This is a genomic window from Solilutibacter pythonis (assembly GCF_003697345.1).
Lineage (GTDB): Bacteria > Pseudomonadota > Gammaproteobacteria > Xanthomonadales > Xanthomonadaceae > Solilutibacter > Solilutibacter pythonis.
Window position 1 is genome coordinate 39343 of the sequence record NZ_RFLY01000013.1, and the last position, 13728, is coordinate 53070.

13 protein-coding genes are annotated in these 13728 nt (G+C 68.4%); 6 read left to right on the top strand and 7 right to left on the bottom strand.

Annotated features, from left to right (window positions below):
* Positions 1–62: 62 nt before the first annotated feature.
* The 7 genes from acpP to EBB59_RS09505 all read right to left on the bottom strand — a co-directional run bounded on the left by acpP (position 63) and on the right by EBB59_RS09505 (position 6054).
* Complete coding sequence (gene acpP / locus EBB59_RS09475) at positions 63–302, bottom strand: acyl carrier protein (RefSeq protein ID WP_122101921.1); 240 nt, start codon at positions 300–302, stop codon at positions 63–65.
* A gap of 131 nt (positions 303–433) precedes the next feature.
* On the bottom strand, positions 434–1177 hold the full coding sequence (gene fabG / locus EBB59_RS09480) for a 3-oxoacyl-ACP reductase FabG (protein ID WP_122101963.1): 744 nt from the start codon (positions 1175–1177) through the stop codon (positions 434–436).
* Entirely contained in the window at positions 1177–2118 is a 942-nt protein-coding gene (gene fabD, locus EBB59_RS09485) for an ACP S-malonyltransferase (RefSeq protein ID WP_281273234.1), read from the bottom strand. Before fabD ends, fabG begins: the two co-directional genes overlap by 1 nt.
* A 153-nt stretch (positions 2119–2271) precedes the next feature.
* Entirely contained in the window at positions 2272–3258 is a 987-nt protein-coding gene (locus EBB59_RS09490; RefSeq protein WP_122101923.1) for a beta-ketoacyl-ACP synthase III, read from the bottom strand.
* A gap of 142 nt (positions 3259–3400) precedes the next feature.
* Positions 3401–3595, bottom strand: a complete 195-nt coding sequence (gene rpmF, locus EBB59_RS09495; RefSeq protein WP_122101924.1) for a 50S ribosomal protein L32 — start codon at positions 3593–3595, stop codon at positions 3401–3403.
* A 45-nt stretch (positions 3596–3640) separates the two neighbouring features.
* A complete protein-coding gene (locus tag EBB59_RS09500) occupies positions 3641–4153 on the bottom strand; it encodes a YceD family protein (protein ID WP_122101925.1) in 513 nt (170 codons plus the stop codon).
* Positions 4154–4206: 53 nt separating this feature from the next.
* Complete coding sequence (locus EBB59_RS09505; RefSeq protein ID WP_122101926.1) at positions 4207–6054, bottom strand: ArnT family glycosyltransferase; 1848 nt, start codon at positions 6052–6054, stop codon at positions 4207–4209.
* A 50-nt stretch (positions 6055–6104) separates the two neighbouring features.
* On the opposite strand from EBB59_RS09505, the gene EBB59_RS09510 reads away from it, so the two are divergent.
* The 6 genes from EBB59_RS09510 to EBB59_RS09535 all read left to right on the top strand — a co-directional run bounded on the left by EBB59_RS09510 (position 6105) and on the right by EBB59_RS09535 (position 13726).
* Entirely contained in the window at positions 6105–7034 is a 930-nt protein-coding gene (locus tag EBB59_RS09510) for an AAA family ATPase (protein WP_245979218.1), read from the top strand.
* Between the two features lie 23 nt (positions 7035–7057).
* Positions 7058–7996 (top strand): DUF58 domain-containing protein, encoded by a 939-nt coding sequence (locus EBB59_RS09515; protein ID WP_122101927.1) that lies wholly within the window; start codon positions 7058–7060, stop codon positions 7994–7996.
* The gene (locus EBB59_RS09520; protein WP_122101928.1) at positions 7989–9911 is read left to right on the top strand and encodes a transglutaminase TgpA family protein; all 1923 of its coding nucleotides are present in this window, start codon (positions 7989–7991) and stop codon (positions 9909–9911) included. The genes EBB59_RS09515 and EBB59_RS09520 overlap by 8 nt, the downstream gene beginning before the upstream one ends.
* 254 nt (positions 9912–10165) lie before the next feature.
* Positions 10166–11554, top strand: coding sequence for a C40 family peptidase (locus tag EBB59_RS09525; protein ID WP_245979219.1), 1389 nt, complete (start codon positions 10166–10168; stop codon positions 11552–11554).
* A 77-nt stretch (positions 11555–11631) separates the two neighbouring features.
* Positions 11632–12396, top strand: coding sequence for a L,D-transpeptidase family protein (locus EBB59_RS09530; RefSeq protein ID WP_122101930.1), 765 nt, complete (start codon positions 11632–11634; stop codon positions 12394–12396).
* Between the two features lie 49 nt (positions 12397–12445).
* Entirely contained in the window at positions 12446–13726 is a 1281-nt protein-coding gene (locus EBB59_RS09535; protein ID WP_122101931.1) for a dicarboxylate/amino acid:cation symporter, read from the top strand.
* The last annotated feature ends 2 nt before the right edge of the window (positions 13727–13728 follow it).

Here is a 13728-nt window from a genome sequence, read left to right on the forward strand (position 1 = left end):
GCGGTTTCCAACATGCGCAGGGCCGCAAAAGCGGCCCCGGCATCATTCCTGCGCGAGCAGGATCACTCCTTGACGTGGGCCTTCACGTAATCGATGGCCTGCTGCACGGTGGTGATCTTCTCGGCTTCCTCGTCGGGGATTTCGCACTCGAATTCTTCTTCGAGCGCCATCACCAGTTCCACGGTATCGAGCGAATCCGCGCCCAGATCGTCGACGAACGACGCGCTGTTGGTGACGTCTTCTTCCTTGACGCCCAGTTGTTCGACCACGATCTTTTTGACGCGTTCTTCGATGTTGCTCATGTGTGACCCCTCCGGGGATTGGTTCCAGTGAAACAAGTGGCTAGTGTAAGGGAAAGCGATGACCCGCAAGCGACGGCGGCGCATGGTCGCATTCAGCGATCGCGAGCCATCCGCCGGGCGCCGAAAACGGCTTAGGGCATGTACATGCCGCCGTTGACGTGCAGGGTTTCGCCGGTGATGTAGGCGGCATCCGGGCCGGCCAGGAAGGCCACGGCGCGCGCGATGTCGGCGGGCTCGCCGGGGCGGCCCAGCGCGATCTGTCCGTTCATCGCGGCCTTGGCGTCCTCGGGTAGGTCGCGGGTCATGTCGGTGGCGATGAAGCCTGGCGCCACCACGTTCACCGTGATGCCGCGCGAGCCGATTTCCTTCGCCAGCGATTTCGAGAAGGCGATGATGCCGGCCTTGGCGGCGGCGTAATTGGCCTGCCCGGCATTGCCGGTGACGCCGACCACAGAAGCGATGTTGACGATACGGCCCTTGCGCGCCTTCATCATGCCCCGCATCACCGCTTTGCTGGCGCGGTAGACGCTGGTCAGGTTGGTGTCGAGGATGGCCTGCCAATCCTCGTCCTTCATCCGCATCAGCAGGTTGTCGCGGGTGATGCCGGCATTGTTGACCAGGATCGAGAGGCCGCCGAATTCCTTCTGGATGGCTTCGATCAGTGCTTCGATGCTGCCCGCTTCGTTGACGTTCAACACCCGGCCATGCCCGCCATGGGCGGCGAGACGCGCACCGATGGCGGCCGCGCCGGACTCACTGGTGGCGGTGCCGATCACCGTCGCGCCACGCGCGGCCAGTTCGTCGGCGATGGCCGCGCCGATACCACGGGAAGCGCCAGTCACCAGCGCGATTTCGTTCTCCAGGGATTTGCTCATCAGGCTTTCCATTCTTGCAGTGCGGATTCGAAAGTCGGTACGTCGCCAAGCGCGCGGCCGTCGAGGGATTTGTCGATACGTCTAGCCAGGCCGGTCAGCACCTTGCCGGGGCCGCATTCGCCGATGCGGCTGGCACCGGCGGCGGCCAGTGTCTCGACGCAGCGCGTCCACTGTACCGGCAGGTGGAGTTGGCGCGTCAAGGCATCGTGGATGCCGTCCAGCGAATCGTGTACGGCGGCATCCACGTTCTGCACCACGGGAATCGTGGGCATCCGCCAATGCAGACCACGCAGGGTTTCGGCCAGGCGGTTTGCCGCCTCGCGCATCAGCGGGGTGTGCGAAGGCACGCTGACGGCCAGTTTCACCGCCTTTCTGACGCCCTTCTCGGCCAGCAGCGCCAGTGCGCGCTCGACCGCCACGGCATCGCCGCCGATCACGATCTGCCCCGGCGAGTTGTAATTGGCCGGAACCACCACTCGGGTGTCGGAAGCGGCCTGGCAGACTTCCGCCACCAGCGCGTCGTCGGTGCCGATCACCGCGGCCATCGCGCCGGTGCCGGGGGGCGAGGCGTCCTGCATGAGCTGGCCACGGATGCGCACCAGATGCGCGCCTTCGCGCAATGAAAGCGCGCCCGCCGCCACCAGCGCGGTGTATTCGCCCAGACTGTGGCCGGCCAGCAGCGCCGGCTGCGCCCCGCCCCGCGCCTGCCACAACCGCCATATGGCGATGCCGGCGGCCAGCAGCGCCGGCTGGGTATATTCGGTGCGATTGAGCATTTCCTCCGGGCCGTTCTGCGACAGTGCCCAAAGGTCGATGCCGGCGCCTTCCGAGGCTTCGGCGAAGGTGTCGCGGATGGCCGAATGCAGCTCGGAAAGCTCGGCCAGCATGCCGAGGCTCTGCGAGCCTTGGCCGGGGAAAACGAATGCCAGTTGTGCGCTCACGCAGGTTCCCAGTGCGGAAAGCCGGCAAGTTTAACGGCCGTGCCGATGCCCCGTCTGTACGGGGACGCATGGGCCGGTGTTCGGCGAAAACGGTAAACAGCGGCCCATGTGCGCCGGTGGAGACGCCGTTACCGGCTGGTATGCGGGTGGCGCTCAGTAACGCAGCAGCACCGAGCCCCAGGTGAAGCCGCCACCGAAGGCTTCCAGCAGCAGTAGCTGGCCGCGCTCGACCTTGCCCGAACGCACCGCCGTGTCCAACGCCAGCGGCACCGAGCCGGACGAGGTGTTGCCATGCTTGTCCACGGTGACGATCACCCGCTCCATCGGCATGTCCAGGCGCTTGGCGGTGGCTTCGATGATGCGCAGGTTGGCCTGGTGCGGGATCAGCCAGTCGATGTCGTGACGGTCGAGGCCGTTGGCCTCCAGTGTTTCCTCGACCACCGAGTCGAGCGCCTTGACCGCGTGCTTGAACACTTCGTTGCCGGTCATCAGCACGCGTACGCCGGCATTGTCTTCGCCCGGCTTGAAGCCTGCCGAGACGCCCACCGGGTTCCAAAGCAGTTCCTTCTTGCCGCCATCGGCGTGCAAATGGGTGCTGAGGATGCCGGTGTCGGCATCGGCCTTGAGCACCGCCGCGCCGGCGCCATCGCCAAACAGCACGCAGGTGCTGCGATCGGACCAGTCGATCATCCGGGTCAGGGTTTCCGCGCCGACCACCAGCGCGGTCTTGCAATCGCCCGCGCGGATGAACTTGTCGGCCACGCTCATCGCATAGATGAACCCCGAGCAGGCGGCGTTGACGTCGAAGGCCGGGCAGCCGGCAATGCCGAGTTCGGCCTGCAACAGGCACGCCGAGGACGGAAAGATCAGGTTGGGCGTGGTGGTGCCGAGCACGATCAGGTCGATATCGGCGGTGCTCACGCCGGCGGCCTCCATCGCCTTCAAGGCGGCGTCGCGCGCCAGCGATACGGTGGTTTCGCCCTCGCCCGCCACGTAGCGCTGGCGGATGCCGGTGCGGCTGGCGATCCACTCGTCGCTGGTGTCGACTTGTTTCGCCAGTTCGTCGTTGCTGACAACGCGTCGCGGCAATGCGCTGCCGGTGCCGGCGATGCGGGAGTGGATACGCGGGGTGGCGGTCATGCCTGACTCCATTGAGGTTCAGCGGCGCCCACGCGCCCGCCAGGGCCGGAACGCGGACACGAAAAGACGATACCGGCTCGCACCGGCATCGTCATGGGACTTGCTTCCTGCGCACGCTGGCATCCAGCGCAATGGCGCGGGATCAATCTTCGTCGACGACCTTGGATTGGGTCTCGATCACCTTCTTGCCGCGGTAGTAACCGTCGGCGGTGATGTGGTGACGCAGATGTGTTTCGCCCGAGGTCGGGTCGGTGGCGAGCTGCTTGGCCGAGAGCTTGTCGTGGGCGCGGCGCATGCCACGCTTGGACGGGGAAACGCGGGACTTCTGGACTGCCATGGTTGAACTCCAATGAAACCGGGGTGTTGCGTGTACGGGTGAAACTCAGTTTTTTTGCTTCTTCAGCGCGGATAGCGCGGCGAACGGGTTGGCCGCGGCGCTTTCCTCCGCCATGGCCGGCCAGTCGCGCGCCAGGGCTTGCGAGCCGGGTGCGACCGGGACCACCGGCACGGCGAGGATCAGTTCGTCCTCGACCAGCTCGGCGGGCACGATGCGCGCGTCGGCGGGCAGCAGCAGCGGCTCGTAGCCTGGCGGCAGCGCGGCTTCCTCGTCCTCGGCGCGGATCAGGCCGAGCGTCTGCTCGATCGTCACCGGCTGCACGAAAGTCTCCAGGCTGCGCTGGCACTGCAACGGCAACCCGGCCTCGATACGCAAGGCCACGAACGCCACATCGAGCGTGTCGCGCCCGAATTCGATTCGGTAACGCACCACGCCTTCGTGTTCATTCAGGGCTTCGCGCAGACGCGGCAGGGCGGCCAGCGGCAGTTCGCCTTCCAGCACCCGCCGGGCCGAAACCATGCGCCATGCATCGACGGCAGTGGACGAATCGGCGGACATAAGACGCGGCATAGTAAGAACTTGCCCAGGTACTGTCAAACGCTGGCGAGCTTTCAGTCGCCGATCGACAGTGGCTGTTCGGCCCAGTCCTCCACCACGCCATCGCGGCCGTGCAGGCGCAGGCCCAGCCAGTGGCGACCGGCCGGCAAACCGCCGGCATCCACCTCGGCACGGAACCCGAGTGCGTTGCCGCCCGGTTCGTGGCGGGGGCGCCAGAACCGCAAGGTGCCGGAAGAATCCAACCCATATTCGGCACGGGCGATCGGGTGGCCGTCCAGCAATATTTCGATCGCGTCGAGCCCGGTGCCCTCGCGGAAGGCCCATCCGGTGACGGTGAAACGGCGCGCGACGCGCGCGCCGATGGCCGGCGCGTCGACGTAGGCCATGGCCGGCGCCGAGCAGTCGCCCCGTCCGCCCGGCGAGAGTTTCACCAGCACGAAGCGTTGAGCGCCGTGATCGACATTGACGATGCGGCGCGGCACCAGCGGGCCGAGCGCGTCGCAAAGCGCGTGGTAATGCGCGAGCAAATCCTTGTAGCGCACTTCGCTGCTGCCGATCACCAACAAGGCCGGCCGCTCGTCGCCAGGCGCCGGGATGTCGCGGGTCAGGCCCCATAGCCGGAGCTGCGGCGCGCGCCCATGTTTGACGTTCATCGGGTGATCGAGCACGCGGATGTCGCCGCGGCCGAGCGCGAAGCCGAGTTCGGCGCCGAGTTTGAAGTTGTCGGCAACCAGTTCGGTATCGGCGGGCAATTTCGCCAGTTCCTCGCGGACGGCGGCGGCGACATCCTCCCACCCGGCGAAATTGGAGGGATACTGCTTCTGCATCGCCATCCGCGCGCGCAGATCGGGGGTGGAAACCGCCGCATACCAGCCGAGCATCGCCAGTGTGCCGGCGACGAGCATCGCCCAGGTCAGTCGTCGCCACGACGGCCGCCAGCGCGCCAGCACGACCGGCGCGGCCGCCATCAGGGCGAGGTAGCCGGGCAATGTCCAGTGGAAGCTGACGCGCTCGTTGTCGGCGAAGAAGCCCAACGCGAACAACCCCAGGGTGGAGATGCCGCCGAGTAGGCCGAAGTAGCGCCATTGCGCGTCGCTCTCGCCGCCGCGCAGCGCCGTGGCGAAGGTCTGTACGAGTAATGCGAACAGGAGCGGCGTCACCATCGATGCCTGGATCAGCACGAACATGAGGCCATCGGCATGGAAGGTCCAAGGATGGCGGTCGAGCAATTGGAAACGTAGGCCGGCGTCGGCATTCTCGACATTCCAGCCCGCCAGCGGCAGCCAGGCGACGGCCCCGATGGCGAGGGCGACGATCACCCGGGGGTCGCGCAGTACCCGACGCCCCTGGCGCAACATCAGCAGCGCGAGGAAGCCGACCACGATCACCCCGGCGAAGCGGTAGTGACTGAGCGCGCCCATCGCCAGGCCGAGCGCCAGTTCCAGCGCGCTGCCGGCGCTGACCCGGCCCAGCAGACGCGCGCCGGCATCCAGGCAAAGCGCGGTGGCGATCGCCATCGGCACGTCCGGCAGGGCCAGCAGGCCCAGCGTGGCCGAAAGCGGCATCAGGGTGGTCAACAGGCCGGCCTGCCAGCCGGCCGACTCGCCGAACCAGCGCGCGGCGATCTTCGCCACCAGCCACGGCAACAGCGCGCCCAGCAGCAGGAATGGCATCCGCACCGCCAGCACGTGATGGCCGCCAAGGGTGACGCCGAGCCGGGTCAGCCAGGCGGTCAGGCCCGGCAGGTCGGAGTAAGCCCAGGCCAGGTGCTGGCCTTCCTGCCAGTAGAAAGCCTCGTCGACGAACAGCGGCAAGCGCGCGGCGATCGCCAGCTTGGCGACCAACAAAACGCTCCAGGCCAACAGGAAAGCGCGCCGCCAGGCGAGCACATGATCGTTCAACACCGTTAGACTCGCGGCAGGGGTTGAGAAGATCGCCAAGGGTAAACGAGTTGAATCCGAAAACAGACGACCAATTGCCGGAGCGCCTGCGCGCCGCGCTGGCCCAGGTCAACACGCTGGTGCTGGGCAAGCCGCATGAAGTGCGCCTGACCTTCGTCGCCCTGCTGGCCGGCGGCCATGTGTTGATCGAGGACTTGCCGGGCCTCGGCAAGACCACGCTGGCGCACGCGCTGGCGGCGACGCTCGGGCTGAAGTTCCAGCGCGTGCAGTTCACTTCCGACTTGCTACCGGCCGACGTGGTGGGCGTCTCGGTCTACGACGCCACCACGCGCGGCTTCGAATTCCATCCCGGCCCGGTGTTCACCCACATCCTGCTGGGGGACGAAATCAACCGCGCGCCACCGCGCACGCAAAGCGCACTGCTCGAAGCGATGGCCGAGCAGCAGGTCACGGTCGATGGCGTCACCCGCGCGCTGCCGGCGCCGTTCTTCGTCATCGCCACGCAGAATCCGGTCGATCTTTCCGGTACCTACCCGCTGCCGGACTCGCAACTCGACCGCTTCCTGTTGCGGCTGTCCATGGGCTATCCCGATGCCGGCGCGGAACGCGCCCTGCTCATGGGCGAAGACCGCCGCCGGCTGATTGCCTCGGCGCGTCCGATGCTGCATGAAGCCGACGTGCTCGCCCTTCAGAAAGCGGCGCTGGAAATCCACGTCGACGAAGCGCTGGTCGGCTACGTGCAGGCCCTGCTCGCGCGGAGCCGCCAGCATCCGGGCGTGCGGATCGGGCTGTCGCCGCGCGCCGGGCTGGCGCTGCTTCGCGCCGCCCGCGCCCATGCCCTGCTGCTGGGCCGTGGCCACGCACTGCCGGAGGACGTGCAAGCGCTGTTCGTGCCGCTGGCCGCACACCGGCTGGTGGGCGAAGGCGGCAGCGGCATGCAGATGGCGAAATCGATCATGCGCGCGGTGCCGCTGGATTGAGCCTGTCCACGCGCCCATGGTGGATGGCGGCGATCGCCCGTCTGGCACGTCCGCGCGCCGGCGAATCCTTGCCGGTCGTACTGGGACGCCGCCGCATCTACGTGCTGCCGACCCGCTTTGGTCTGTTCTTCCTGCTGCTGATCGGGACGATGTGCGTGGGCGCGCTGAACTACAACAACAACCCGGCCCTGCTGCTCGCCCTGTTGCTGGCCGGCGCCGGCATCGCCAGCCTGCTGGCCGCGCATCTGCAATTGTCCGGCCTGCGCGCCGAGGCGATTGCCGCCGAACCAGTGGCCGCCGGCGAGCCGATGCCGCTCAGGCTCAGTTTCGCCAGCCGTGACGAACGCCCGCGCGACGGCCTGCAACTGGCGATCGGCCAATCGCATGCGGTGTTCTCTCTGCCGGCGCACGGCGGCGGTATCGCCGAGATCCGCCTGCCGACCGAGCGCCGCGGCTGGCTGGAGATCGAGCGGATCGAAATCGCCACCACCCGCCCCCTGGGGCTGGCGCGGGCCTGGGCCTGGCTGCGCCCGGAACTGCTTCTACTGGTCTACCCCACGCCCGAGACCGATGGCCCGCCGCTGCCGGAATCGATGCAGGACGGAGAACACCGCCGCCCGCATTTCACCGGCGACGATCTGCACCTGCTACGCAACTACCAGCCGGGCGACGCTCTGCGCAGCATCGCCTGGAAAGCCAGTGCGCGGCGCGAGCAGTTGATGTCGCGCACCTGGGAAGCCTCGCACGGCGACGACATCGAACTCGACTGGCATGCCGTCCGCCTGCCGCACGAAGCGCGCATTCGCCGCCTGGCGCACTGGATCGACCTGGCCGACCGCGAAGGCCGCCGTTGGCGGCTCGCCCTGCCGCTGCAAGCGCCGCTCGGCCCGGGCAGCGGCCCCGCCCATCGCCACGAGTGCCTGCGCGCGCTGGCACTGATGCCGGAAGGCGCCGATGCTTGACCCGGCCACCCGCCGTCGTTTGCTGCCGACCCTGGCGCTGGCATTGACGCCGCTGCTGTTGCAGTTGCCGCCGGCTCTGGCGGCGGCGATCGCGCTGGGCGCCATTGGCATCGCGCTGCTGTCATGTCGGGTGAAACCGTCGGGACTACTCAAACTGGTGCTGACCCTGGCCGTGGCGGGCGCGGTGTTCATCGCCTTCGATTTCCGCATGGGCCGCGATACCGGCTGCGCCCTGCTGGCGGCGATGCTGGCGCTGAAGCCGGCCGAGACCCATCGCCTGCGCGATGCCCGCAGCCTGGTGGCCTTCGCGTTGTTCGCCCCCTTCGCCACCTTCCTGCTCGACCAGGGGCCGTTATCGCTGGCGCTGGGCCTGGCCGCGACCGTGGCCGCGCTCGCCAACCTGCAATGGCTGGCCGATGTCGAGGCCGGCATCGCGCCGCAGCGCGCGCGGGCCAGCCTGCACGGGATCGGCAAGCTGGTCGCGCTGGGCCTGCCACTGACCCTGGCCGCCTTCTGGCTGTTCCCGCGTATCGCTACTCCGCTGTGGGGCGTGCCGGAGCGCGCCAATGCCAAGATCGGCCTGTCCGATTCGATATCGCCCGGCGACTGGCTCGACCTGATGAGCGACGACAGCCCGGCGCTGCGCGTGCGCTTTCAGGGCGCGTCGCCGCCCACTTCGCAAATGTACTGGCGTGGTCCGGTACTGTGGGATTTCGATGGCCGGACGTGGAAAGGATCGCGGCCGCCCGGGCGCGCGCCGGCACCGGTGCCGGCCATCGTGCCGGCCAACGCGGGCTGGCGTTACACGCTGGAGGTCGAGCCAAGCGAACGCCGCTACCTCACCGCGCTGGATTTGCCGATGGCCGCCGCCGAGGGCAGTTTCCGCAGCCCGGACGGCGATCTGTTAAGCGCGCAACCCCTGCAAGCATTGACCCGTTGGTCGCTGCATTCGGCGCCGGTGGCGCGTTTCCAGCCGCGCCTGGGCGCCACCGAGCGCCACCGCGCGCTGCGCTTCCCGCGTCAATCCAACCCGCGCGCGCAGCATCTGGCCCGGCGCTGGCGTGACGAGACCGGTGGCGACCCCGCCGCCATCGTGCGGAAAGCGATGACGATGGTGAATGCCGATTTCGCCTATTCGCTGGCCGCGCCGCCGCTTGGCCGCGACAGTGTCGACGAATTTCTGTTCCGCACCCGCACCGGCTACTGCGAGCATTTCAGTTCGTCCTTCGTGTTTCTGATGCGCGCGGCCGGCGTGCCGGCGCGGGTGGTGACCGGCTACGCCGGCGGCTACCGCAACCCGATGGGCGATTACTGGATCGTGCGCAATTCCGATGCCCATGCCTGGGCCGAGGTCTGGTTGGCCGAACGCGGCTGGGTGCGGATCGACCCCACCGCCGCGGTCGCCCCCGAACGCATCTACGACACCGTGGACGATCGCCTGCCCGGCAATTTCGGCGGCGGTCTGGTCAAGTTCAACCAGATATGGAACCTGGCCGATTACCTGCGCAGCGGCTGGAACGATTTCGTCCTGGGCTTCAATGCGGAGCGTCAGGCGCGGATGTTCGGCCTGCTCGGCATCGACCGCGTCAAGCCAGGCCAACTGGTTTTCCTGTTTGCGCTGTGCACGGCGCTGGCGGTGGGCTGGATGCTGTGGTGGCTGAACCGTGGCGAGCGCGAGCCGGACGCGTTGTTGCGCGCCTGGCATGCGTTGTCGCGGCGCTATCGCCGCTTCGGCCTGTCCCGCGAGGTCAGCGAAAGCGCCGGCGACTGGGCGGCGCGCATCGCCACCGCGCGCCCACGGGATGCGGAAACGATCCGCGCCCTCGCCAAGCGCTTCAACGAGGCGCGCTATGCGGGCCTGGGCGAGAGACGCCAGTTGGAGCGCGATCTGCTGGCCTTCCGCCCCCGCGATTGATCCACTGATTGCGCGCGCCGCGTCAGCGAGATCGGGCAAGCGCCAGTCGTTGGACTGGAAGTGACGGCGCTCCCCCTCGCGCATCCACCAATCCTGTCCGGGTACGGCCATCCATCCACATCGAAACTTTGCGCGGTTCGTCATCCAGGTCGCACGGGATGCCGGCAACGGCAGCGCCGGCGCCGCCGTGCCAGCGCCATTGCCGCCGGCGGAAACGATCCTCGCGGCAGCGGCGCGGCGCGGCCGAGCCGGGTTTGCAGCGTTGGCGCACCGGCATCCGCATCGTGCTGTGCTATCAACGGCGCATTCCGCCTCGATGGTTGATCCCGATGTCGCCCGACTTCCCCACACCGCGCCCGCGCGCGTCATGCCTCATCTTGTTGCTGTGCGCCCTGCCCGCCCTGGCCGCCGCGCGTGGCGCCGCTAGCCGCGCCGAGGCCGACGCATGGATCGCCCGCAGTCGAACGCCCGACCGGATACTGCTCGATGCCGACGCCATCACCGCGCGGAACCGGCGTCTACTGGCCGAGGACGCCAGCATGCACGACCTGCGCGCCTTGCCGCCGACGATGCCCGGCAACGAAGTACGGGCGATGGTGATGCGGCGCTCGGTCTGGCCCAGGCGCGCGCTCTATGGCAGCGACGCGCGCGCGCTGGGCGCCGCCAGCCGGGAACGCCTGCAAACGCAGCTGGCGCTGGCGCGGATACCGGACGAAGTACACGCGCGGTTCGGCCTGGTCGTGCGTCGTGCCGACCTGCGCACCTTCCCCGACGCCCGGCCTGTGTTCCACCGCCCCGGCGAGCGCCTGATCGACCGTTTCCAGGAAAGCGCGCTGTTTCCGGGCACGCTGGTGCGCATCCTGCACGAGAGTCTCAATGGCGACTGGCTGTTCGTGATGGCTCCCGACTACGCCGCCTGGGTACGCGCCGATCGCATCGCCGCCGCCGCCGCCGCCGAGGTGTTCGCCTACGTCGAACGCCAACCGGCATTGATCGTGACGGGTTCACGCGTGCTGACCGATTCCGGCATCGCGCTCGACATGGGCACGCGGGTGCCGCTTTCCACGGATCGCCCAGACGGCGGTTATGTCATCGACCTGCCCACGCGCGACCCGGAGGGCCGCCTGCGCCTGCGATCCGCACGCCTGCCCAACGGCAGCGATGTGGCCCGCGCGCCATTGCCGTTCACCGAACGCACGCTGTTGACGCAGGCATTCAAGTTTCTCGGCGAACCTTACGGTTGGGGCCACAGCTTCGATGCTCGCGATTGCAGCGGTTTCGTCGCCGATGTCCACGCCGCGTTCGGCCTGCGGATGCCGCGCAACACGGGCGACCAGGCCGCCAGCCCGGCCTTCACCCGCATCGCGCCGCCCACCAACGCCACCGCGCGCCAGGCGATGCTGGCGGCGCTCGAACCCGGCGACCTGCTCTATCTCCCCGGCCACGTCATGATGGTGATCGGCCAACGTGCGGGAGAGACCTGGGTGATTCACGACACCCCTGAGGTGCGGCTGGCACGCCCCGGCGGCGGCATCGACAAGCGTCCCGGGGGCGTGGTCGTCACGCCATTGCAGGCGCTGCGTTTCGAGGATGGGCGCGCCTACGTCGATGCCATCCGGCGCATCGTACGCCTGCGCCGTTGAACACGGCGGCTTGCCGTGGCGGGCGGCTTCGGCCAATCTGCGGTGAATCTTTCCACCCGTTCCACGGTCTTTCGCGCATGAAATCCCACTGGCTACTCGCCCTCGCCCTGCCGATACTCGTCGCCTGCGCCGGTACGCCGCCGGCGCGTCCCACCGCCTGGGGCGAAGCGCGGCAGATGATGGTGGTGACGAGCGAAAGCTGGGACGCCCCGCACGCCACCTTGCGCCGATTCGAACGCGGGCCCGGGCAATGGCGCCAAGTCGGCGAAGCGCAACGGGTAATGCTTGGCCGTGGCGGCTCGGCCTGGGGGATCGGCTTGCATCCGGCCCAGGCAAAGGGCCCGCGGAAACGCGAAGGCGACGGCCGCAACCCGGCCGGGATATTCCCGCTCGGACATGCCTTCGGCTACGGCGAGGAGACGCCGAACGGTCTGCCCTACCGACAAATGCAAACCAGCCACTGGTGCATGGATGTCGATGCCTCGCCGTACTACAACCGGATCGTCGACAGCCGTGAAGTCGGCGAGGCCACGGTCGAAGGCTCGACCGAACCGATGCGGCTCGACCTCGCCAGGCAGGGCGACCAGCGCTACAAGCTCGGATTCACCATCGGCCATAACCCACGGAACGTACCGGGCCAGGGCAGTTGCATCTTCGCCCACCTCTGGCGCGACCCGGCCACGCCGACTTCCGGTTGCACGGCGATGCCCGAGCCGGCGATGCGGGCGCTGCTGGCTTGGCTGGACCCGGCACGCCACCCGGTTTTCGTGCTGATGCCCGAGGCCGAATACCGTCGCAGGGAAGTAGACTGGGGCCTGCCGGCCATGGAGATTTTCCGTTGAACGGCGCGATGATCGCCCCGGCGCACCGCATCGCCGCGAGTGCGACACCATGAGGCCGCCCTTCTCCACCACGACTCGCATTCTGCTGGCGCTGGCGTTGGCGGGCGTGATCGGCCTGGGACTGGCCTGGGCCTCCCCGGAGACCGGTGCGCGCGTGGCCGGCATCGCCCAACCCATTGGCAAACTCTGGTTGAACGCCCTGCAAATGACCGTGGTGCCGCTGGTCGGTACCCTGGTGGTGCTGGGCGTGGCCGCGGCGCGCGATGCCGCCGCCTCCGGCCGTATCGCGCGCCGCGCCATCGTCATTTTTCTCGTGCTGCTGGCGTTCTCGGCCAGCTTCGCCGCGCTGGCGGCGCCGGCCTTTCTCTCCTTCATGCCGCACAGCCCGGAACTCATGGAGGCGCTCAAGGGCGCGGCCGGCACGCCGCTGGCCAGCGAACCGCCCAAGGCCGCCGACTGGCTCACCGGCATCGTGCCTAGCAATGCCATCGCCGCCGCTGCGGCCAGCGCCATGCTGCCGCTGGTGGTGTTTTCGCTGTTCTTCGGCTTCGCCCTGACCCGCATCGATGAATTGCGTCGCGAGCGCCTGCTGGAACTGGTGCAGGCGATCGCCGATGTGATGATCGTGATCGTGCGTTGGGTGCTGGCCGTCGCGCCGCTCGGCGTATTCGCGCTGGTGCTGGCCGTCACCGCCCAGGCCGGCGCCGCCACCCTGCAGGCGCTTGGCATCTATATCGCCCTGGTCTGCGTGCTCTATCTGGCGGTCACGGCCTTGCTTTACCCGCTGGTGCGGGCCTGGACCGGCCGGCCGCTGGGCCAGTTCGCCACCGCGATCTTTCCGGCGCAGGCGGTGGCGATGAGCACCCAATCCTCGCTGGCTTCGCTGCCGGCGATGATCGATGTCTCACAACGCCGCCTCGGCATCCCGCTGCCGACGGTCTCGCTGGTGTTGCCGATGGCCGTGTCGCTGTTCCGCCTCACAAGCCCTGTGCAATACGTCGCGGTGGCGGCTTTCGTGGCCTGGGCTTACGGCATCGACATCGGCCCGCTGCAATGGGCCACGGCGGTGCCGCTGGCGGTGGTGGTGAGCCTGGGCGCGATCGGCCTGCCCGGACAGGTCAGCTTCATGGCCACCAACATGCCGGTGACGCAGGCGCTCGGCCTGCCGGTGGACCCGTTGGGCCTGCTGCTGGCCGTGGATACCATCCCGGATGTTTTCGCCACGCTCGGCAACGTGACCGCCGATGTCTCGGCCACCGCGATGACCGAACGCGGCCCGTCCGCCCAAGCCCCGGCATCCCCACTAGCGCCATCCCCGCGAGATGGCTAGAA

Bases quoted from the DNA above. Each gene is read 5' to 3' on its own strand.
- acpP (WP_122101921.1), bottom strand. From the start codon at position 302: ATGAGCAACATCGAAGAACGCGTCAAAAAGATCGTGGTCGAACAACTG.
- fabG (WP_122101963.1), bottom strand. From the start codon at position 1,177: ATGAGCAAATCCCTGGAGAACGAAATCGCGCTGGTGACTGGCGCTTCC.
- EBB59_RS09490 (WP_122101923.1), bottom strand. From the start codon at position 3,258: ATGACCGCCACCCCGCGTATCCACTCCCGCATCGCCGGCACCGGCAGC.
- rpmF (WP_122101924.1), bottom strand. From the start codon at position 3,595: ATGGCAGTCCAGAAGTCCCGCGTTTCCCCGTCCAAGCGTGGCATGCGC.
- EBB59_RS09500 (WP_122101925.1), bottom strand. From the start codon at position 4,153: ATGTCCGCCGATTCGTCCACTGCCGTCGATGCATGGCGCATGGTTTCG.
- EBB59_RS09515 (WP_122101927.1), top strand. From the start codon at position 7,058: ATGGCGGCGATCGCCCGTCTGGCACGTCCGCGCGCCGGCGAATCCTTG.
- EBB59_RS09520 (WP_122101928.1), top strand. From the start codon at position 7,989: ATGCTTGACCCGGCCACCCGCCGTCGTTTGCTGCCGACCCTGGCGCTG.
- EBB59_RS09530 (WP_122101930.1), top strand. From the start codon at position 11,632: ATGAAATCCCACTGGCTACTCGCCCTCGCCCTGCCGATACTCGTCGCC.
- EBB59_RS09535 (WP_122101931.1), top strand. From the start codon at position 12,446: ATGAGGCCGCCCTTCTCCACCACGACTCGCATTCTGCTGGCGCTGGCG.